The sequence below is a fragment of the Paenibacillus sp. genome (assembly GCF_035645235.1).
Classification (GTDB): Bacteria; Bacillota; Bacilli; order Paenibacillales; family YIM-B00363; genus Paenibacillus_AE.
The window spans coordinates 1-20,227 of sequence record NZ_DASQMZ010000065.1 but is presented as its reverse complement, the minus strand read 5'-3'; the positions used below and the strand labels follow the sequence as shown (position 1 = coordinate 20,227).

18 protein-coding genes are annotated in these 20,227 nt (G+C 64.5%); all 18 read left to right on the top strand.

The genetic code is table 11. The features are described 5' to 3' along the window. Positions 1-7: 7 nt before the first annotated feature. Positions 8-2,299 (top strand): DEAD/DEAH box helicase, encoded by a 2,292-nt coding sequence (locus VEZ38_RS06040; protein WP_324892444.1) that lies wholly within the window; start codon positions 8-10, stop codon positions 2,297-2,299. Beyond that, positions 2,296-3,765 (top strand): ribonuclease H-like domain-containing protein, encoded by a 1,470-nt coding sequence (locus VEZ38_RS06035; protein ID WP_324892443.1) that lies wholly within the window; start codon positions 2,296-2,298, stop codon positions 3,763-3,765. The genes VEZ38_RS06040 and VEZ38_RS06035 overlap by 4 nt, the downstream gene beginning before the upstream one ends. A 528-nt stretch (positions 3,766-4,293) precedes the next feature. Continuing rightward, positions 4,294-5,232, top strand: a complete 939-nt coding sequence (locus VEZ38_RS06030) for an Fpg/Nei family DNA glycosylase (protein WP_324892442.1) — start codon at positions 4,294-4,296, stop codon at positions 5,230-5,232. Between the two features lie 15 nt (positions 5,233-5,247). Continuing rightward, positions 5,248-6,096 carry a deoxyribonuclease IV gene (locus tag VEZ38_RS06025; RefSeq protein WP_324892441.1) on the top strand — a complete coding sequence of 283 codons (849 nt, stop codon included), beginning with the start codon at positions 5,248-5,250 and terminating at the stop codon, positions 6,094-6,096. Positions 6,097-6,186: 90 nt separating this feature from the next. Next, positions 6,187-6,954, top strand: a complete 768-nt coding sequence (locus VEZ38_RS06020; RefSeq protein ID WP_324892440.1) for an ABC transporter ATP-binding protein — start codon at positions 6,187-6,189, stop codon at positions 6,952-6,954. After that, positions 6,930-8,018 carry an SAM-dependent methyltransferase gene (locus tag VEZ38_RS06015; protein WP_324892439.1) on the top strand — a complete coding sequence of 363 codons (1,089 nt, stop codon included), beginning with the start codon at positions 6,930-6,932 and terminating at the stop codon, positions 8,016-8,018. Before VEZ38_RS06020 ends, VEZ38_RS06015 begins: the two co-directional genes overlap by 25 nt. A 98-nt stretch (positions 8,019-8,116) precedes the next feature. After that, the gene (locus VEZ38_RS06010; protein ID WP_324892438.1) at positions 8,117-9,733 is read left to right on the top strand and encodes a serine/threonine protein kinase; all 1,617 of its coding nucleotides are present in this window, start codon (positions 8,117-8,119) and stop codon (positions 9,731-9,733) included. A 76-nt stretch (positions 9,734-9,809) separates the two neighbouring features. Continuing rightward, positions 9,810-10,886: a hypothetical protein gene (locus VEZ38_RS06005; protein WP_324892437.1), complete on the top strand. Its 1,077-nt coding sequence runs from the start codon at positions 9,810-9,812 to the stop codon at positions 10,884-10,886. After that, the gene (locus tag VEZ38_RS06000; RefSeq protein WP_324892436.1) at positions 10,844-12,043 is read left to right on the top strand and encodes a CpaF family protein; all 1,200 of its coding nucleotides are present in this window, start codon (positions 10,844-10,846) and stop codon (positions 12,041-12,043) included. Before VEZ38_RS06005 ends, VEZ38_RS06000 begins: the two co-directional genes overlap by 43 nt. Then, positions 12,040-12,807: a type II secretion system F family protein gene (locus VEZ38_RS05995; protein WP_324892435.1), complete on the top strand. Its 768-nt coding sequence runs from the start codon at positions 12,040-12,042 to the stop codon at positions 12,805-12,807. The genes VEZ38_RS06000 and VEZ38_RS05995 overlap by 4 nt, the downstream gene beginning before the upstream one ends. A 1-nt stretch (position 12,808) precedes the next feature. After that, on the top strand, positions 12,809-13,687 hold the full coding sequence (locus VEZ38_RS05990) for a type II secretion system F family protein (RefSeq protein WP_324892434.1): 879 nt from the start codon (positions 12,809-12,811) through the stop codon (positions 13,685-13,687). A 20-nt stretch (positions 13,688-13,707) separates the two neighbouring features. Continuing rightward, positions 13,708-13,917, top strand: a complete 210-nt coding sequence (locus tag VEZ38_RS05985) for a Flp1 family type IVb pilin (protein WP_324892433.1) — start codon at positions 13,708-13,710, stop codon at positions 13,915-13,917. Next, entirely contained in the window at positions 13,892-14,908 is a 1,017-nt protein-coding gene (locus VEZ38_RS05980; protein WP_324892432.1) for a hypothetical protein, read from the top strand. The genes VEZ38_RS05985 and VEZ38_RS05980 overlap by 26 nt, the downstream gene beginning before the upstream one ends. Positions 14,909-14,921: 13 nt before the next feature. Next, a complete protein-coding gene (locus tag VEZ38_RS05975) occupies positions 14,922-16,733 on the top strand; it encodes a hypothetical protein (RefSeq protein WP_324892431.1) in 1,812 nt (603 codons plus the stop codon). A 15-nt stretch (positions 16,734-16,748) separates the two neighbouring features. Then, positions 16,749-17,339: a hypothetical protein gene (locus VEZ38_RS05970; protein ID WP_324892430.1), complete on the top strand. Its 591-nt coding sequence runs from the start codon at positions 16,749-16,751 to the stop codon at positions 17,337-17,339. Continuing rightward, entirely contained in the window at positions 17,336-17,839 is a 504-nt protein-coding gene (locus tag VEZ38_RS05965; protein ID WP_324892429.1) for a prepilin peptidase, read from the top strand. Before VEZ38_RS05970 ends, VEZ38_RS05965 begins: the two co-directional genes overlap by 4 nt. A gap of 14 nt (positions 17,840-17,853) precedes the next feature. After that, a complete protein-coding gene (locus VEZ38_RS05960; protein ID WP_324892428.1) occupies positions 17,854-19,278 on the top strand; it encodes an FHA domain-containing protein in 1,425 nt (474 codons plus the stop codon). Positions 19,279-19,444: 166 nt separating this feature from the next. After that, positions 19,445-20,227: SNF2 helicase-associated domain-containing protein (locus VEZ38_RS05955; RefSeq protein WP_324892427.1), on the top strand; the 783-nt coding region annotated here is incomplete at its 3' end.

Sequence of the window (20,227 nt, the reverse complement as noted above, 5' to 3'; positions counted from 1 at the left end):
CGAACGCATGAACCGACTGACCGGCAAAGTCTCCTCCATGGAGGAGCTCCTTGAACTGATAAGATCGACGAAAGAAATTATGGAAAATGTCACCGAATGGCGCACCCTCCCGCCTCGCGAGGCGAAGTATGCGGCCTTCCCGGACGGGCTGCGCCCGGAAATCCGCGCCGCGCTCGAGGCAAAGGGCATTACGAAGCTATATACGCATCAGGCGTCGGCGTTCCGCGAGATCGAAGCGGGCCGCCACGTCGTCACCGTGACGCCGACCGCGTCCGGCAAGACGATGACGTACAATTTGCCCGTCATGCAGCAGCTGCTCGCCGACGACAGCTCCCGCGCGCTGTACCTGTTCCCGACGAAGGCGCTCGCGCAGGATCAGGTCGCGGAGCTGCAGGAGACGGTCGAGCGGATGGGCGTCGAGATCAAAGCGCACACGTACGACGGCGACACGCCGCCGACGGTACGTACCGCCATCCGCAACGCGGGCCATATCGTCGTGACGAATCCGGACATGCTGCACAGCGCGATCCTTCCGCACCATACGAAGTGGGTCAAGCTGTTCGAGAATTTGAAATTCATCGTCATCGACGAGGTGCATTCGTACCGGGGCGTCTTCGGCAGCCATGTGGCGAACGTCATTCGGCGGCTGAAGCGGATTTGTCGATTTTACGGCTCCAATCCGCAATTTATTTGCTGCTCGGCGACGATCGCGAACCCGAAGGAGCACGCGGAGAAGCTGATCGGAGAGACCGTCGCGCTCGTCGACGACAACGGCGCGCCGGCGGGGGAGAAGCATTTCGTGTTTTACAATCCGCCGGTCGTCAATCGGCAGCTCGGCATTCGCAAGTCGAGCGTGCTCGAGTCGCAGCGGCTCGCGGCGCTGCTGCTGAAGCAGGGCATCCAGACGATCGTGTTCGCGCGCAGCCGGGTGCGGGTCGAAATTTTGCTGACGTATCTGCAAGACTTGGTGAAGAACGAGCTCGGCGTGAAGTCGATCCGCGGATACCGGGGCGGCTACTTGCCGAAGCAGCGTCGCGAGATCGAGCGAGGGCTGCGGAACGGGGAGATTCGCGGCGTCGTGTCGACGAACGCGCTCGAGCTTGGCATCGACATCGGGCAGCTGCAGGCGTGCGTCCTCAACGGCTTCCCGGGCACGATCGCGAGCACGTGGCAGCAGTCCGGCCGCGCCGGCCGGCGCCACGAGACGGCAGTGACGTTCTTGGTCGCGAGCAGCAATCCGCTCGACCAATACGTCATTCAAAATCCGGATTTCTTCTTCGAGCGGTCGCCCGAGCAGGCGCGCATTCACCCGGATAATCTGCTTGTCCTGCTCGATCACGTCAAGTGCGCGGCGTATGAGCTTCCTTTTCAAGAGGGGGACAAGTTCGGCGAAGAGCGGCTTGAAGATTTGCTCGAGTTTCTCGTCGAGGAGCGCGTGCTGCATCAGAACGGCGGCAAGTATTACTGGATGGAGCAGCATTTTCCCGCGAACAACATCTCGCTGCGGACGGCGGCGCAGGAAAATATCGTCATCATCGACATGACGAAACCGGAGCACCGGGTCATCGGCGAGGTCGATCGGTTCAGCGCGCAGACGCTCGTGCATGAGGAAGCGATTTATATTCACGAAGGCGTGCAGTACCAGGTCGAGAAGCTCGATTACGAGGAGAAGAAGGCGTACGTGCGCGAGGTGGACGTCGATTATTTCACGGACGCGAACCTGGCGGTCGACCTGAAGATTCTGCATGCCGACCGGGAGCGCCCCGGCGGCGCCGGCCATATGACGAATTACGGCGAAGTGACGGTGAACGCGCGGGCGACCATTTTCAAGAAAATTAAGCTTCGCACCCACGAAAATATCGGCGCCGGTCCGATCCATCTGCCGGAGGAGGAGCTGCACACGAGCTCGTACTGGATCACGCTGAACGACGAGCACGGCGGGTTTGCGACCGCGAACGATTTGCAGTATGCCTTGCTGGGATTGGCGAACGTGATGATTCATATCGCGCCGCTGTATTTAATGTGCGATCCGTTCGACATTCGCGTCGTGCCGCAGGTGAAGGCGACGCAGTCGAAGCTGCCGACGATTTTCTTCTATGACCGTTATCCGGGCGGCGTGGGCTTAAGCGAGCGGCTGTACGAGTCGCATCGCGAGCTGCTGTCCGAGGCGCGGCGCATCATCTCGGGCTGCTCGTGCCTCAGCGGCTGCCCGGCGTGCGTCGGCCCGATCGAGGAGGTCGGCCTCCTCGGGAAGTCGCTCGCGCTGCAGCTGGTCGAGCGGCTGGCGGCGGACGTATGAGCGGCAGGCTGCGGGAGCGGCTCGGCCGGCTGACCGGGAGCGGCGCGCGGGCGAAGCCGGCGGATTTGCCGGAGCGGGACCCGGGGGCGGGCGCGCCGGCGGATGCGGGGGCAATGCCGGAATCGGGAGCCGGTCCGCTGCCAGGTGCGGGCGCGTTTTTGGAGTTGGAAGCGGCGGATTCGAGGGTGCGGGATCCGGAGGCGGTCGTGTCGGTCGAGGCGGGGACGTCGTCGGGGTCTTCTCGGGTAGAGGGGACGGCCCGGAAGGCGGACGAAGCGGATGTCGAGGCGGCGGCGTGGGCGAAGCTCGGATTCGCGCTGGCGCCGGGGCCGACCGGGGCGTGCCTTGTGCGCGAGGTGCGGTACGGCGCGGCGCATCGGCACGGGAAGTACGGGGTGTCCGAGCTGTCGAGCGCGGGGGCCGCGCTGACGCGGCTCGATCCGGCGGGGCGGCGCGTCGAGCCGGAGAAGCTATTGTTTCTCGATACGGAGACGACGGGTCTCGGGCAAGGCGCGGGCAACGTGCCGTTCCTCATTGGCATCGGCTGGTGGACGGCGGAAGGCTTCACGGTGCGGCAATATTTGATTCGCCATCCGGGCGAGGAGGCGGCGATGCTCGGCATGCTCGCCGAGGCGCTGCCCGCGTTTACCCACCTCGTCACGTACAATGGGCGGACGTTCGACTGGCCGCTCGTGAAAAATCGGTTTATTTTGCAGCGCATGGCCGTGCCGAAGGATCCGGCGCATTTCGATTTTTTGTATCCGTCCCGCAGCCTCTGGCGGACGACGATGCCGTCGGTGCGGCTCGGCGCCGTGGAGGAGGCGAAGCTGGGCGTGTTTCGCGAGGACGACGTGCCCGGCTCGATGGCGCCGGCGCTGTACTTTCAGTATTTGGCCGAACGGAACGTCTCCGTGCTCGAAGGCGTCGTTCGGCACAACGAGACGGACATCGCGACGCTGCTGACGCTTGCGATCCACTTCGGCCGGCTGCTCGACGTCGGCGCAACGCTCGCGGAGCTGCCGGCGGCCGAGCTGCTTCGGCTCGCGCTCTGGTACGAGCGTCTCGGCTTCGAGGACGAGGCGTGCGGCGCGATGGAGGCGCTGGCCGAGCGGCCGGCGTCGGAAGCGTACGCGTGTTGGGGCGAGGCGGCGCAATTTTATAAGAGGCGCAAGCGTTGGGCGGAGGCGGTTCGGCTCTGGCGGATGCTGGCGGAGGAGACGGCCGGCCGGCGGTGGGCGCCGCTTGAGCCGTACGTGGAGCTGGCGATGGCTTACGAGCATCGGCTGAAAGACGCCGCCGCGGCGCTGTACTGGACGGAAGCCGCCCTGGACGCCGCGCAGCGGCGCGCAGCGCTGGCGGGCCGAGCGGGCGACGGCGAGGAGCGCAAGCTGCGGGAGCAGCTCTCGGAGCTGCGCAAGCGCAAGGCGCGCCTATCGCGCAAAAGCGGCGCCGGCGGCTTATTTTAAGCCGCGGGCGCCGCTTTGCGTTGGCGGGGCGGCTTCTCGCCGCTGCCGTCGGCGCGGGGGCGCTGCGCTGCGCTTTCGCGAGCGGCGGGGGGCGGGTTATGCGCAAATTTTGCGCATAACGGCGAGATATGCTCAAATTTTGAGCATACGGGGCCCTTTGCGCCCGCGGCCGTCGGCGCGGGGGCGCCGCGCTGCGCTTTCGCGAGCGGCGGCGGGCTGACTTATGCGCAAATTTTGCGCATAACGGCGAGATATGCTCAAATTCTGAGCATACGATGCCCTTCCGCCGTCGGCACGTCGGCGCGGGGCGCCGCGCTACGCTTTCGAGAGCAGCGGCGGGCTAACTTATGCGCAAATCTTGCGCATAACGGCGAAAAATGCTCAAATTCTGAGCTTGTCATAAAAATCCACTTCGTCAGGCAATCTAATCCAAATAGAGGCAGGCCCACGGTCCGCGCATGTCGTCATGGCATGCATGCCGGATCAAGCGCCGCGTACCGCGGGAATGCCGATTGGAGGAGTGAGCGCGTGCCGGAATTGCCGGAGATGGAGACGTACCGAACGATGTTGAACGAGCGGATCGCCGGACGGGTCGTGCGGGACGTGGAGGTGACGAGGGAGAAGACGGTGAACGTGCCGGTCGACGAGTTCCGCAGGCGCGTCGAAGGGCGGGCGATCGAACGGGTGGATCGTGCGGGGAAAATGCTGCTTTTCCGGTTGGACGACCGGTGGGGCGCGACTCGCGGCGGAGGGGGGGCGGCAGCCGGAGCGCCCGCCGGCCGGGGCGGCGTCGCCACGCTCGAGCGCCCCGAAGCCAGCGTCGGCGCTGACGCCGACGCTGGCGCAGCGACGGCGGACACGCTGGCGCTCCACCTGATGCTGGGCGGTTCGATGTTTTACGGTTCGCCGGACGAGGCGCCCGACCGAACCGCCCAAGTCGTCTTCACGTTCGACGCAGGGAAGAAGCTATATTTTCATGGACTTCGTCTCGGGTATTTGCACATCTACGGTCCGGAGGAGCTGGAGACGAAGCTCTCGAAGCTCGGCCCCAACCCGCTCGATCCGGCGCTCGACGCGGAAGCGTTCGCGGCGCGGCTGCGGCGGGCGCGCGGCGCGATCAAATTCGCGCTCACCGATCAAGCGGTGTTCGCCGGCATCGGCAATTGCTACGCCGACGAAATGCTGTTCGCCGCCGGCATCCTGCCGCTAAGAAAGACGGCCGACGTCGACGACGCCGAGCTGCGCAGGTTGTTCGCGGCCATGCGTTCGACGTTCGCCGAAGCGATCCGGTACGGCGGGTACATGGAGGACCCCCTCTACGCGGGGGACGAACGAACCGGCGGCTACAACGACCGCTGCAAGGTGTACGACCGCGGCGGGGAGCCGTGCGACCGCTGCGGCGGCCCGATTACGAAGACCGAAAGCAACGGACGCAAGGTGTTTTATTGCGAACGGTGCCAGCGGTAGGAGGCGAGGATGGCGATGATCGCGACGACGAAGCTCAAGCATGTCGGCTGCCATATCAGCATAAAGCACGGATACGCCGGCGCCGCCCAAACAGCGGCGGCGATCGGCGCGACGGCGTTTCAATATTTTCCGAAAAACCCGAGGGGGCTATCGATCAAGGCGTTCGGCGAAGCCGATGCGGCCGCTTGCGCCGCGCTGTGCCGGGAGCGGGGCATCCGGAGCATCGCGCACACGACGTACGCGACGAACTTGGCCGCGGAAGGCGCGCTGCGCGAGCCGACGATCCGCTCGCTCCGCAACGATCTCGACATCGCGGAGGCATGCGGCTCGGACGGGGTCGTCGTCCATTTCGGCAAGTGGAAGGGCGGCGGCGACGCGCTTGAGGGGTACAAGATCATTTTGTCGGCGCTCAACGAGACGCTGCGGGATTGGAACGGCCGCGCGAAGCTGCTCATCGAAAACCAAGCCGGCGAAGGCACGGCGATCGGGACGACGCTCGAGGAGCATGTCAGCATCCGGCAGCTGTCCGACTACCCGGAGAAGATCGGGTTTTGCCTCGACACGTGCCACTTGTTCGCAAGCGGCGTCTGGACGGGAACGAATTGGACGCAGCTGCTCGAGAAGGGACGCGAAATCGGCTACTGGCAGCACCTGAAGGCGCTGCACCTGAACGATTCCGTCTACGCCTCCGGCGCACGCCGCGACCGGCACGCCAATATCGGGGGCGGTCATATCGGGGGCGAGGTGCTCTCGGAGGCGCTGCGCACCCCGGAGCTCGCCGGAATACCGGTCGTACTGGAGACGCCGGTGCCGGCCGCGTCCTCTCATCAGGCGGAGATCGAGTTCGTGCGGACGTTGGCCTAAGGGCGAAGCGACGATCGATCGCTTGCAATCCTGCGGCGCGAGCGATACACTTCCCTACGAGAAGGCATTGTACGGGAGGATTCGGCAGCCATGATTCGATTGTCCAACGTGACGTTCATCCGCGAGGAGCGCAATATTCTTAGCGATATCTCCTGGCATGTAGAAAAGGGTCAGCATTGGGCGGTGCTCGGGCGCAACGGCTCGGGCAAGACGACGCTCCTCGAAATCATCAGCGGATATCAGTTTCCGTCGAAGGGAAGCGTCGTCGTCCTCGGCGCGACGTACGGGCAAGTCGACCTGCGCGAGCAGCGCAAGCGGCTCGGGTATATCAGCCAATCGCTGTTCGAAAAGCTGACGCCGCGCGACCCGGTGTGGGAAGCGGTCGCGACCGGGGCGTACGCGCACCTCCGCTTCTACGAAGCCATCGATCCCGAGGTGAAGGAGCGGGCGATGGCGAGGCTGCGCCGATTCGGGCTCGACGCGCTCGCGGACAATCCCCTCGGGACGTTGTCTCAGGGCGAACGGAAGAAGGCTCTGCTCGCCCGGGCGCTCATGGGCGAGCCGGAGCTGATCGTGTTGGACGAGCCGTGCTCGGGACTAGATTTATATCAACGCGAAAATTACCTAGAGGTCGTCGAATCGATCGCGGGCGAAGCGACGCTGCTGTACGTGACGCACCATTTGGAGGAGCTCATTCCGGCGCTTACGCACGTCGCCCTTTTGCGCGACGGGCGGATTACCGCCGCGGGACCGAAGCATGACGTATTGACGGAGGCGCTCATCGAAGAAGCGTACGACGTGAAGGTAGCGCTCGATTGGGAGGGGGATCGGCCTTGGATTCGAGTGAAACGAAGCTGACGGAAGAGACAGAAAACGCATCCGCCGAGGGCAGCGTCTGGATCGGCACGGCCAACCGCGGCTTCGGCAAGCTGGCGGCGAACGAGCTGCAGCGGTTGTTCGGCAAGGCGAAGACGCAGTCGCTCTCGCCGGGCGACGTATTCCGCTTCGAGGTCGACGAGCCGCGCGAGGCGGCGCTGCGCTGCCTTCGCGAGCGCCCGCCGGTCTTCCTGCGGCATGTGCAGCCCGTGCATGCGGCCGTACCGCTCGGCGGCGAGGCGGAGGCGGCGCTGGCGGCGATACGTACGGCGGTCGCAGAAGCCGATGCGCCGCTGTCGGGCAAGAAGGTCGCCGTGCAGGCGCGCAAGGCGGAGGCGCCGCAGACGCCGAAGACGGAGCTGGCGCCGATCGACGTGAAGCGAGCGGTCGACGACGCGCTGACGGCCGCGCACGGCGCGATCCCCGTCGTCCAGGACATGGAATATATCGTGTCCGTCTATTTGGCCCGAGACACGGCCTACGTCGGTTGGTCGACGCCGCGGGACAATTTGTCGTCGTGGTCGGGGGGCGCGGTGCATTTTCGAAAAGAGGATGGGGATATTTCCCGAGCGAAATTCAAGCTGATGGAGGCGGAAGTGGCGTTCGGAATCGACTTCGGGGCGTACCACAGCGCGCTCGATATCGGGGCGGCGCCCGGCGGCTGGTCTTCGTTCCTGCTCGAGAAAGGGCTGCGCGTGACGGCGGTCGACCCGGCGGACATGCATCCGTCGCTGCTGCGCGAGCACGGCTTCACGTACATCAAGAAGAACGCGGCCGACGTGACGTTCCCGGCGAATGAGTTCGACTTGCTCGTATGCGACATGAGCTGGGATCCGCTGCGGATGGCGGAGCTCGTCAAGCGGCTCCTCCCGTCCGTCTCGAGGGACGGCCTCGTCCTGACGACCGTGAAGCTGATGCACGGCAAGGCGTTCGCGACGCTCCGAGAGGTGGAGAGCATTATGGCGCCGGAGGCGAAGCTCGTGCAAGCGAAGCAGCTGTTCCACAATCGGGAGGAACTGACGTGCCGCTGGCGCCGGTCGTCTTGACGGTGCTTCCGACGTCCTATTATACTGAATGGTAGCAGACCAGCATGCGGGCTTCCCGTATGCCGGTTTGCTATTTTTTTTGGGAAAGAAGGGAGCTTATGTTGGAAAAGGATCCGCCCGATCCGTTCCGTTCGGGCGAGGTCGTCGCCGGCCGCTACCGTATCGAACGACGCCTCGGGGAAGGCGGCATGGGACGCGTCTACCTCGCAGAGGATTTGCGGCTCAAGGGGCAGCGTTGGGCGCTGAAGTGCGTGCCGCCGGACGCCGCCGATCCGGCGCAGGCCGAGAAGGAGGCGGCGATCATGACGACGCTGCGCCACCCGTCGCTGCCGCGCATCGTGGATTATTTTTCCGTCGCGGGCGCGGGCTGCTGCCTAGTTATGGATTATCTCGAGGGCGAGACGCTGCTGGAACGTTCCGCCGCGCACGGGCACGCGCTGCCGTGGACGACGGTCGTGCATTACGGCGCTCAGCTTTGCGAGCTGCTCGATTATTTACATTCGCGGGACAGTCCGGTCGTCTTCCGGGACGTGAAGCCGTCGAACGTGATCGTCGGTCCCGACGACGCGCTGCGGCTGATCGACTTCGGCATCGCCCGTACGTATAAAGAAGGCAAATCGGCGGACACGGTGCACGTCGGATCGGTCGGCTTCGCCGCGCCGGAGCTGCTCGCCAATCGCCAGACCGATCATCGCGCCGACTTATATTCGCTGGGCAGCATGCTGTATTTTCTGCTTAGCGGGGGACAGTTTTACAACTTTACGAAACGCCCCCTGCGGGAGGCGGCTCCCGGCCTCCCCCGCGAGCTCTGCGAAGCGGTGGAGAGGCTGCTCGAGGACGATCCGGCAAGGCGGTTCCCCGACGCGAAATCGGCGAAGGCCGCCTTGATCGCGCGGGAAGGGGCGGCCCCGGGGGAGAGCCGCGAATTTTCCGCGGGGGGCTCGGGGGGGCGGGGCGGACATCGGACGATCGTAAGCATCTACGGCTTATTCCCGAAGGCCGGCGCGACGTTCCTCGCCGTCGCCGTCGTCCGGCTGCTCGCCGAACGAAGCCTTCGGCCGACGTATGCGTCTTTCCCGTGGTCGGAAGGGGATGTTTTCCTTCGGATGCTGTCTTCCGGCGGCGAAGGGTGGCGCGACGGCGGGGCGAACTGGAGACTTTCGCCGGACGATTCCTCCTCGACGCCGGCCGCGTACGATGCCGCGGCGCTGTATAAGCTGCTGTTCGAGCTCCGGGGGGACGTCGTCGTGTTCGATATTCCGTCCACCGCCGAGCCGGAAGCCGCCGAGGCGCTGCTGCGTGCCAGCGATCTCGTCGTCGCCGTAGCGGCCCCGGATCCCGGAGGGCTGCGCTCGTCCGCGGCCGTCGCCAATTGGCGTCGCTTGAACGAGTGCGGGGCCGACGGACGCGTCGAATGGGCGGCGAATCGGATGCCCGTATCGGCGAAGCTGCCCGATTTTTTCTCGCTGTTTTCGGCGCGGCCGATCGCCGTCGTTCCGGAGCTGCCGTACGATCGGGTGACGTCCGCGAAGTGGCGCGGCCGCTTGCCCTTCGACGATTCGGAGGTGCGCGCGGAGCTCGCGGCGTCGCTGCGGCCGCTCCTGCTGCGCGTCGCTCCCGCGTCCGGCCGGCGCGACGGCTTCGCGGCGACCGCGAAAAGATGGCTTGCCAATAAATGGGCGATCGATTATAATAAAAACAAATTTCATCCATAGGTTGACATGCGGAAGCACCGCTGACCATTGTTGGTCTGCGTGTGCTTTTTTTGTCGTCTACGGAAGGGGGAGGAAGATGCGGCTGCGCATCGCGTTATGCGACACGGACGGCGACTACGCTCGCCGAATCGCGGAATACGCGAGAAATTCCGACATTCGAAGGGAGGCGGATATTACGATATGCACGCGGCCGGAGCTGCTGGCCGGGTGGAGAAGGGAGCGTCGATTCGATCTTTACGCGGTCGGAATCGAACTGGCGGGCGAAATCGGTCCCATAGAGCCGGAGGATCGCAGCGTCGTTTGGTTCGGGGAAGTCGGATATGGCGTCGGACCGAACGGCGTGCCGGTCGCTTCGAAATACACGGCGGCTCCAAAGTTGCTTCGCGCCTGGATCGAACGAAGCGCGGAGCGCGTGGGAACGTCGGGGGAGTCGGTCGTCGTCGGCGTCTGGTCTCCGGCGGGAGGGGTCGGACGGACCCGGATCGTCGCGCATTTGGCATCCGCTTGGGCGGCGAGCGGAACGCGCACGTTCGTCGCGAGTCTCGAACCCGGCAGCCTGCCCGAAGGGCCGGGCTTCGATACGGCGACGCACGACGTCTCCGATTGGCTGTACGCATTGAAGTCGGCGCTTCCCGCGCAAGCCGCGCAGCGGGGCGACGCCTGGCTTCACGGATTCGATCCGAGCGGGTCGTATCGGGAATGGCATTCGGTCGGCCGCGCGGAAGGCGTAGGGCTGCTGGAGGAAGCCTCCCGTCATATCGGTCGAGGCGTCGTCTTGGCGGATGCGGGGGCGGGCTGGTCTCCCTGGGCGGAATCGGTTTGCGATCGCGCGGACGCGATCGTTTGCGTCGCGGCCAGCGACGAGGGATGTCTCAAGAAGACGGAGAAGTGGTTCGGAGATTGGCCCGAATGGAGGGAGGGAGGCATCTACCGCGCCAAGGCGGCGTTCGTGCTGAATCGATGCCTTCCGGACAACGTTCTCGATTCGCCATCCTGGGCGGCGAACGCCTTCCGTCTGCCTTACGTTCCGGAGTGGAAGCAAGATGCATCATGGAACGATGCGTTATTTCGGAAAGCCGCGGAGCGGATCGCGGAGGAGTTGATGATCCGATGTACGACGCCTCGATGGTACAGCGCGATACCTATGAACTAAGGGAATCGGTGCGCGCCGAGCTGGACGCGGAGGGCGATTATTCGGAAGAAGCGCTGCGGGCGCTTGTCCGCCGACGCATCGCCGCAGTCGGCAAGGAGCGGCATTGGACGTCGGACGAACGGATTCGCATCGAGGAACGGGTGCTGGCGTCGTTCCGCGGACTCGATATTTTGGAGCCGCTGCTCGCCGATCCGGACGTGACGGAAATTATGGCGAACGGGCATGAAGCGTTGTTTTACGAGAAGCAGGGACGGTTGTATCGATACCCGCATCGGTTCGAAAGCAAGGAGCGGCTCGAGGACATTATTCAATCGATCGTATCGAAGGTGAATCGAACGGTGAACGAAGCGTCGCCGATCGTAGACGCGAGACTTCCGGACGGCTCGCGCGTCTGCGCGGTGCTCCCGCCGATCGCGCTTTGCGGCCCGACCCTCTCGATTCGTAAATTTCCGGAGAAGCCGATCACGCTGGACCGCTTGCTCGAATGGGGGGCGTTGACGCCGGATGCCGCGTCTTTCCTTCAAAGCGCCGTGCGAAGGAAGAAAAACATTTTCGTCAGCGGGGGCACCGGTTCCGGAAAGACGACGATGCTGAACGTGCTTTCCCAAGCGATTCCCGACGGCGAACGGGTCGTGACGATCGAGGATTCGGCGGAGCTCCGCTTGACCTCGCTTTCTAACGTCGTCTCTTTGGAGACGCGACCTGCCAACACGGAAGGGAAGGGAGAAATTACGATCCGGCAACTGCTTCGAGCCGCTCTGCGCATGCGGCCCAATCGCATCATCGTCGGGGAAGTGCGAGGGGCGGAGGCCCTCGATATGCTTCAGGCGATGAACACGGGGCACGAAGGCTCCATGTCTACGGGACATGCGAACTCCGTTCGAGATATGTTGAGCCGGCTCGAGACGATGGCGATCGGCGGCGCGGACCTCCCCGTGCCGGTCGTACGCCGGCAGATCGCTTCCGCATTGCATCTGATCGTCCATGTTTCGCGCATGCCGGATTACAGCCGGAAAGTTACGGAGATCGTCGCCGTCGACGGCTTAGCCGGCGAGGAGTACCGCCTGCGCGTCCTGTTCGCACGAAAGACTGCCGGCGACGGACCCTTAATCCGGTACGACGAAAGGCTCGAAGCGGGGGAAGGAGGAGGGGAATGATTCGGTTCGTTCGAACGAAACTAGAGCGCATTCCGTCGGCGTACCGACCCGGCGCGGCGTATCTTACGGCTGTCGCCGCGGGGTGGATGGGGGCGTTCGCCGCGGTGGGCTGGCTTTTCTTCGAGGCATGGATCGCCTCGGCCGCGCTCGCCGCCGCCGGAAGCTTCGTCGCCTTCCGGCGCATCGATGCGCTCGTCGTCCGCCGCAAGCGGACGACCTCGGCTCAATTCGAGGAGCTGCTGTTCGCTCTAGCCTCCTCGTTACAAGCCGGGAAATCGATCGAGAACGCCTTCCGGGAGGCGGAAGCGGATGTAACCCGGTTGTACGGCGGGAGCCGGTCGGCGCTCCTGTCTCAGCTAGAGAGGTTGAACCGAAGAACGGACAACGGTTTGCCGTTGGAATCCGGTTTGCAGCAGTTTAGCCGGGAATTGGCGATCGAGGAAATCGAGCAATGGGCGGACATGTTCGCGACGTGCAGGCGGACCGGGGGCGATTTGGTGAAGGTGATGCGTCAGACGTCCCGTACGATCGTCGAGAAGATGAATATCGATCGCGAACTGTCGGTACTCATCGCCGGCAAACGGTTCGAAGCGAAGGCGCTGACCGTCGTTCCGTTCTTGATCGTCGGCGTATTTCGGTACGGCTCGCCGGAATATATGGAGCCGCTTTATACGGGTCAGGGAAGGCTCGTGATGATCGCCGCTCTCGGCATGCTCGGAGCGGGAAGCTGGCTCGCCGACAAGATCATGAGGCTGGAGGCGTGACATGGCGGCGCTCGTCTGTATATTGGCCGCGGCTGCAGCGGCGCTTTGGACTTACAGAAGGCTCCCGGCCGCCGATGTCGCAAGATTTTTAGGGGAGAAGCCGTCTTCCGCCGCCTCGGCCAAAGCGTACGCCGCCGGGATGGCGGTCGCCGCGGCGTGGCTCCGATGGACAGGAGGGTATTCGCTGCTGATCGCGCAGCTTCCCCAGCTCGCCAGGTATTGCGCGATCGTATACGGAAGAGACAAGGAAGCGGACCCTGCCCATACGTGGACGGTCGAGACGTTCGCGATGACGGCGGCCGCCGGACTGGCGACGGTAACAGCGCTGATGGCTGCGGCGGACGCCGGCGTCGCGTCGTTTTTAGCCGCCGTCTCGGCCGCGATTCCGTTCCTTCGGTGGCGGGATTTGGCGGGGAAGGCTGCGCAAAGAAGGGAAGCTTTCGTAGCCGAGCTGCCGACGTTCATGCACAAGCTTTCTTTGCTGCTGGCCGCGGGGGAGACGCTCCACGGCGCTTGGAGGCGCGCCGGCGAAGCGTACGGGGAGAAGCGGTTGCATCCGCTGTACGCCGAGCTGGCGAAGGCGGGCGTCGCCATGGCGAATGGCGTTCCATTCCCTAGAGCTTTAGAGGAAATGCAGCGCAGATGCGGTTTCCCCGAAGTAAGCGCGCTGGTGACGACGGTGTTGATGCACTATAAGCGCGGCGGGGAATCGTTCGCGTTAGCGCTTCAGGACGCATCGCGCTCGTTGCTGGAGAAGAAACAGGCATATGTGCGGACGAAAGGCGAACAAGCATCGGCGAAGTTGCTCTTCCCGATGATGCTGATGCTCGTCGCGGTCATGACGATCGTCGCCGCGCCCGCCGTGATGATGATGAGATAATTTTATGAGGAGGAGTTCGAATGGGAACGACGGCCAGAGAACGGTGGAACGCGTTTTGGAAAGAGGAGGACGGTATCGGCACCTTAGAGATGCTGTTGATTATCGCCGTCGTGCTTGTGGTCGCGATCGCGTTTCGGAAATGGATCATGGCGTGGATTAACGATTTATTCCAGAACACGAACGATCACGTGACGGATACGTTGAATGAAAATACGATTCAACTGCCGTAACCCGGAACGATGGCGCGACGAGAAAGGCGTGTACACCTTGGAGTCCGCGCTGTTGCTGCCTGTCGCCCTCGCGCTTACCGCCGCCGCCGCATTCCTCGCGATCGCGTGCGCGCAAGCCGCGCTCGTCTATGCGACGGCGGAGCAGTCCGCGGATCGGGTGGCCGCGAACTGGAACGACAGCGCGAAACATCCCGCCAGCGGAATGTTCGCTCAGACGAGCTCGGAGTCCTTGTATTGGCGGTGGAACCAAGACGGGGGAAACGCTTGGCTGGGAACGATCGGGACCGTCGCCGCGGCGGAGGTGGCGTTGCCGTCCGAGGTCGATTCGCAAGAGCGTATCGCGAAGAAGCTTTCCGGCGCTTCGTTCGGCTGGCCTTCGGCGTATCGCGGCAAGAGCGCGTTCCGCGACGGCGGGTGGTCGAGGCAGGTGGCCGTCGAGGCGGCCGTTCCGCTATCCGCGCCGGTCGGCTTCGCGCGTACGGCTGCCGGCGCCTCGGCGGAAACGATCGTCGAGCCGGCGGAAACGATTCGAAATTTCGAGCTGCTGCTCGGGTATCTTCCCGCTTTGCGGCTCGATTTCGGCGTTGGACAAATCCGAAGCACGTTCGCCCCTTGGCTCGATCGGGCGAATTCCGCCGCGGCCGCCGACCGAAATTTGACGTTTCGTCACCATGCCGAAGCGGTCCGATACACGCGAACCCTCGTAATGGGACGGGAGGCGAGGATCTCCACGCGGAAGAACGGAAAATGGAGGCTCGTCGACGCGCTGGATAAGCAGAACGTGGCTCACCAGACGTATATCGGGAGCAAGCATCCGAATAAAGACGTGCTGGATCAGCTTGCGAAGGATGCGGAGCTTCTGCAGGACGGGAAGGTTCGGGGCGTCGTCTGGCATTTCTACCGGCGAACCGGAGAATCGGCTTCCGGTCCCTCGGCGGCGCTGCGGCGGATGTTGCAAGAGCGCGGCATCGTCATCGTCGTGCATGCGTAACGGAGGTGATGATATGAAACGGGTGCGGAACGAACGGGGCGGCATGACGTTGTACGCGCTCCTCGCGGCGGTATCGTGTTTCACGCTCGTTCTGGGATTAAGCGATCTTGTCCGCGCACGCCTTGGGGCTTCCGAAGCGGAGGCGGAGGCGCGAAGGATCGGGAGAGCGGCGTTGTCGAGCTTCGAGCCGGGGTTGTTGGAATACGGCTTGTTCGGCACGTCCGGGAAGTCCACACGCATGGGGGGAGGGTTACCCGCGGGACCGGGGTTGCGCGCCGAAGCGGATGTCGGCGGCTTTCCGTGGTACGACGCGGCGAAGCCGCCGGCAGCCTTGGAAATCGAGCCGTTCTACCACCTGGGGGACCATCGCGTCTTCCGACGGCAGGTGCTGGAGCGCATGAAATTCATCGCGCCGATCGAGTTCGGCATCCATGTCGCTCAGAAGCTCGCCGCCGGCAAGCAGCAGCTCGCCGCGGCTCAGCAATACGCCGCTTTGTCCAAGACGCTGCAGGATGCACTAGAGCGTCGGGAAGTTGCGCTCGATCAAGCGTGGTCGATCGCGCAACGTATCGCGAGATCGGCGGGCGCCGCGGGCGGTTCTCTGCAGCCGTCCGTAAGCGACTTACAGACGGCGCTTTCGAACGCGGAGCGGGCGAACGACGAACTGAGAAAGCAGTTGAACGCCCCCGCGCCGAGAGCGCCGAACGGTCCGGAGACGACGTTCCCGCACGTATCGGTATATCCCTCCTCCTACTTCGGCACGTATTTGTCGGGAGCGGCGACCGTCGCTTCGATGCACGCCGCATGGTTGGCGCTCGAGGGCGAGGAGGACGGCGAGGAAGGCGTCGAGGAGCGCGAGCGTCGGCGCGAGGAGCTGCGAGAGGACGTCCGAACCGCCTCCTCGGAATGGCTTTCCGCCAGGAGCGCGGCCGAAGCCGACCGGGAGCGTGAACGCGGGAACGTCCGCAGGATGGAAGCCGAACAAAGGCAAGCCGCCGAAAGGCAGCTGAGCCGCAGGCGAGACAACTGGAAGGATTATTGCACGGTCGACACGTTTTCGGATTACATGACGTTAACCGGTCCCGAAGGGTTGTTCGAGAAATATCGCGTTTACAACGAGCATCTCGCGTCCGGGGGCATGCAGCCCGAGATGGACGAGGGCGATGCGGATGCCTATTTGACCGCTTCCCTCGACTTTACCGATCGAATCGCGCGTGCGGTCGCCGAGCTGAGGGACGAAACCTATCTGAACGAATTCGCGGTCACGCATTTTACGTTTCGGACAAGCGAGAAACAAAAATATGCCGCGAAGGTGAAGACGAGGATCGGGAACGCGAGCTCGCATCGTCTGCAAGGCCAGGAGGCCGAGTACATTTTGTATGGACTGCCGACGTGCCACTTGAACTTATCCGCGATGCATGCCGAGCTGTTCGCCCTCCGTACCGGACTGCGGACGCTGGAGGCGCTTCTCGCGCCGGAATCGGCCGCGAAAGCCGCATCCCCGATGGTCGCCCTATTGACCGCCCTCGCGGAGGGAGCCAAGAAGGCGAACGACGACGCGGATGTTTTGCTGTCGGGGGAAGCGGTAGAGATTCCGTTCGTCCCCGGAGCGGTCATGGATTATAAGGATCATCTTCGCCTGTTTTACTTGCTCCACAGTCGGAACGAATCGACGATGTCGCGCATGCAAGCGTTAATCGAGCTGAACACGGGCATCGATCTGACCGAACGTTACACGGCTGTGCGCGTCCGAACGACCGTCCCGGTCAGGCGAAGCTTATTGCCGTTCGCGCCTAGGGAGGCAACGGTCGTGGAGTCTTACTAGAAAGGGGAGCAACGCATGAACGAGAAGGGATCGGTCGCCTTGGAAGCGGCCGTCGCGCTTCCCTTCCTGCTTTGTTTAGTGCTGGCATTCGCATCGTTATTGCTGGCGGGGAAGACGGAAGCCGCGCTTCGGGAAGCGGTAGACGAGGCGGTGAAAGCGACGGCCGCCCACGCGTATCCGGTCGATCTTGCCGCCCGAGCGGTCAAAGAGAACGAGTTCGTTCGGCAGCTGGAGGAGCAAATCGGGCGATTACTGCCGTACTCGGCGAAAGCCCTGCTTCAGGAGCGGCTCGCTCCGGAGGCGAGCGGCGCTTCGTCGACGCCGGCTTGGACGGATGCGGCGGCGCACCGCGTTTGGGCCGAACCGTTCGTCATGTCGTTCGTCGATCGCAACCCCAAGGGCGAACCGCTGCTCGAGCGGGAACGGCTTACCGTCTCCGCGGCGCTGCTTCCGAATTTCGCGACCGAAGGCGGCAGCTACTTCGGGCTTGCCGCGGAATATCGGTTCGCGCTCCCGATCCCGTTCCTGAATCGGGACGTCGTTCTGACGGCGTACGCGGTGGAGCGCTGCTGGGTCGGCGAAAAGCCGGAGCTTCCCTCCTTATGAACATTCCGTCGGTTGCTTTCGTATTGTTTGCGGCCGCGTCCTTATGGTGGGACCTTCGGTATCGAAGATTGCCGAACGGGTGGCTTTTGGCCGGCGCGGCGACGGCTGCGGCCATGCACGGCGTCGATCCGTCCGCCGTCGGCTGGTCGGCGGCCGCTTCCGGCGCCGCCGTCGGGCTTGCATTCGGCGCGGCGCTTTACGCGGTCAAAGCCGTCGGCGCCGGCGACGCGAAATGGTTCGGGGCGGCAGGAGCCTTCGTCGGGCCCCAATCCGCGGCTTTGTTGGTTGCCGCCTCGGTCGCGATCGCGGGCGTCGCCGCCGCGATCGGACTAGCGGCGTCGCCCGAACTGCGCCGGAGATGGATGGAGACCGTCGCCGGGATATACGTTCGCGTCGGATTCGAACGGCTGCGGCTGCCGGAACGGGGAACGACGAAGTTCCCGTTCCTGCTCTGCGCCGCCCCGGCCGCCGTCGCGGTCGCGTTATGGAAGATGCATTGAGGGGGAACGGGAGCATGTCGGTATGGGCTAAGGCCGGTTTGGTGGCAAGAATCGATACGCGAAACGGTCCCGAAATCGTTGTATGTCGGGAGGAGGGATTGTCCCCTGACCTTGCGATCCGAACGCAAGTCGGCATGCTGGAGCATAACCGGTTGGCGGGTACGGTACCGTTTCGATCCGAGACGACGGACGGTCTTATCGCGTTTCGCTACCGGGTCGCCGGATTGAGGAAGCTTCGGAACGCTTTGCGGGGGAAGCGCCCGCGGGAGACGAAGTGGGAGGCCTTCTTCGCGTCGCTCGGCTCGGCGCTGAGGGAGGGCTACACCTATTGCATCGGAGAGACCGAATACGTGCTCGATCCGGATTGGATTTGGGTGGGGAGAGATCTCGACGAGGTGTTGTTGATGGCCGTCCCGCTTGTCGGGTTCGGGACGCCCGAGCGCGCATTCGAGCAATGGAAAGCGCTGTATGACTGTTTATCCGATAACGGACTGCCGGAGGCGTGGCGGAAGCGGCTTCATCCCGGTCGGTGGGAGCCGGATACTTTCAGCCATCGCGTGTGGATGGAGGAGGTCGAACGTTGGGCGCCGGCTTCGGGGGCGGAACATTGCGTGGTGAGGGCGCCGTACGAATCGCCGGAACGCGACGATTTCCTTGGCGCTCTAGCGCGGGGCGCCGCAAGCCAAGGCGGAAGCGACGCCGGCGACGGGACGCGTCGAGACGCCGGGGACGGCGAGACGTTGCGCTTTAGTACGCCTCGTATTTCTTCGGCCGAGTGCATACGGCTGCTTGCCGCGACGGCGTGCGCGATCTTGTTCGTGCTACGACCGACGTCCCTGACGTTCGTCGCCGCCTGCCTCGGCTGCGTCCCCCTGGTCGTCACGCTCGCTAAGCGCTACAAAAGCGAGAAATTAGCGGGGGAAGCGGGCGAACCGGCAACCGGGCCTTCGCTGGCATCGTTCCGTCAGGAGGCGGCGACGCGCCAAGCGGCGGACGAGCCGTTCCAAGGCGGCGGACCAGAGTCGTTGGCGCTCCGCACGACCCTGCTTTCCGACGTCGGCGCGGAGCCGACCGTCTTATTGTCCGGTATGGTCGATACTCCGGCCGAATGGGCATTGGACATTACGCACGAGGATTCCGGCCGCATCGAAACCGTGGAGATCGGCGGCGAGCCGCTGCGATTTGGACGAGGGCCGACCGGCGTAGACGTCGTCGTCGACCATGCCGCCGCCTCCCGCATCCATCTGGAGCTCGCCGCGAGCGAGGGCGCAGTACACGCGCGCGATCTCGGCTCTACGAACGGGACGTACGCCATGGACCGGCTTATGCGTCCACATGAGAGTTACGAGCTGGGGGACGGGGATATGCTTCGGCTGCCGGGAGCCGTCATCCGCATTCGCCGCGCGGGCGCAATCCACCGGGCCTCTTCGAGCGTTTAACATGTTTCTTGGAGCCGCGAGGCTCCTTTTTTCATGGCGCCTCGTTCCTCCGCGTAGCGAACGGCGCGGCGGGGCGGGAAGAACGGGGCGGTCGTTGCGGTGGGGCTTTTCCATTTGTTATGCTAGTAGATACACCTTTTGATGGAAAAGCGAGGAGTCGAATCGATTGAATACGGAGGACGTCTGGGCTCGACGCATCATCCGGGAAGGGTGGTACGCCCCCTCAACAAAGCTCGAAGACGCCGGCGGCGGCGAGACGGCGGCGCGGGCGCGGTGGGCGCCGTTTTGGTCGCATCCCGCGCTGCGATCGTCGCCCGGGGAAAGCTCGGCGCTCCCGGACCGGGAGGCGGTGGAGCGGCTCGTCGACGCGCGCGTGCGAGCGGCGATTTCGACCGAGCTGCGCGAAGCGGCGTTCCGCGCGCTCGATCCGCGGTACGGGGTGCCGCATACGCCTCTCGAGCGATGGGCGTACGGCCTCTTGACCGACGCGCCGGAGCGGGCGCCCGCGGTGCCGGATTGGCTCGCGGACGATATCGCCGAATGGCTCGGTGCGATCGAGCGTGACGCGGCCGCGGCCGACGTGCGCGTCGCCTTCGCGCTGCTCGAGCCGGACCGGGCCGATGGAGCGTGGCGGCTCGTTCCCGGGCTGCAAGCGGCGGACGAGGAAACGCTGTTCGTGTCGGCGCGACGCGTGTGGATGCGGCCGGAGCGGGATCCCGCCTTCGGCGGCCGCATCTTTCGGAACGCGCACGATGCGCTTGCGCGCGGCCTCGCGGAGGCGGCCGAGCGGTTTTCGCCGCTCGCTCGCTCGCGCATCGACCGCTCGGACGTCGCGCTGACCGAGGCGGAGGCGCTGGATTTTCTGGAGGCGGGCGCCGCCGCGCTCGAGCGGCGAGGCTTCGCGACGCTGCTGCCGTCGTGGTGGCACGCGCCGGCGCCGCTCGAAGCC

Excerpts from the sequence above, each read along its gene's own strand:
- VEZ38_RS06000 (WP_324892436.1), top strand. The coding sequence starts at position 10,844 with ATGTACGACGCCTCGATGGTACAGCGCGATACCTATGAACTAAGGGAA.
- VEZ38_RS06040 (WP_324892444.1), top strand. The coding sequence starts at position 8 with ATGAACCGACTGACCGGCAAAGTCTCCTCCATGGAGGAGCTCCTTGAA.
- VEZ38_RS05995 (WP_324892435.1), top strand. The coding sequence starts at position 12,040 with ATGATTCGGTTCGTTCGAACGAAACTAGAGCGCATTCCGTCGGCGTAC.
- VEZ38_RS05970 (WP_324892430.1), top strand. The coding sequence starts at position 16,749 with ATGAACGAGAAGGGATCGGTCGCCTTGGAAGCGGCCGTCGCGCTTCCC.
- VEZ38_RS05965 (WP_324892429.1), top strand. The coding sequence starts at position 17,336 with ATGAACATTCCGTCGGTTGCTTTCGTATTGTTTGCGGCCGCGTCCTTA.
- VEZ38_RS06010 (WP_324892438.1), top strand. The coding sequence starts at position 8,117 with ATGTTGGAAAAGGATCCGCCCGATCCGTTCCGTTCGGGCGAGGTCGTC.
- VEZ38_RS06035 (WP_324892443.1), top strand. The coding sequence starts at position 2,296 with ATGAGCGGCAGGCTGCGGGAGCGGCTCGGCCGGCTGACCGGGAGCGGC.
- VEZ38_RS05980 (WP_324892432.1), top strand. The coding sequence starts at position 13,892 with ATGAAAATACGATTCAACTGCCGTAACCCGGAACGATGGCGCGACGAG.
- VEZ38_RS06005 (WP_324892437.1), top strand. The coding sequence starts at position 9,810 with ATGCGGCTGCGCATCGCGTTATGCGACACGGACGGCGACTACGCTCGC.
- VEZ38_RS05975 (WP_324892431.1), top strand. The coding sequence starts at position 14,922 with ATGAAACGGGTGCGGAACGAACGGGGCGGCATGACGTTGTACGCGCTC.
- VEZ38_RS06020 (WP_324892440.1), top strand. The coding sequence starts at position 6,187 with ATGATTCGATTGTCCAACGTGACGTTCATCCGCGAGGAGCGCAATATT.
- VEZ38_RS06025 (WP_324892441.1), top strand. The coding sequence starts at position 5,248 with ATGATCGCGACGACGAAGCTCAAGCATGTCGGCTGCCATATCAGCATA.
- VEZ38_RS05985 (WP_324892433.1), top strand. The coding sequence starts at position 13,708 with ATGGGAACGACGGCCAGAGAACGGTGGAACGCGTTTTGGAAAGAGGAG.
- VEZ38_RS05960 (WP_324892428.1), top strand. The coding sequence starts at position 17,854 with ATGTCGGTATGGGCTAAGGCCGGTTTGGTGGCAAGAATCGATACGCGA.
- VEZ38_RS05990 (WP_324892434.1), top strand. The coding sequence starts at position 12,809 with ATGGCGGCGCTCGTCTGTATATTGGCCGCGGCTGCAGCGGCGCTTTGG.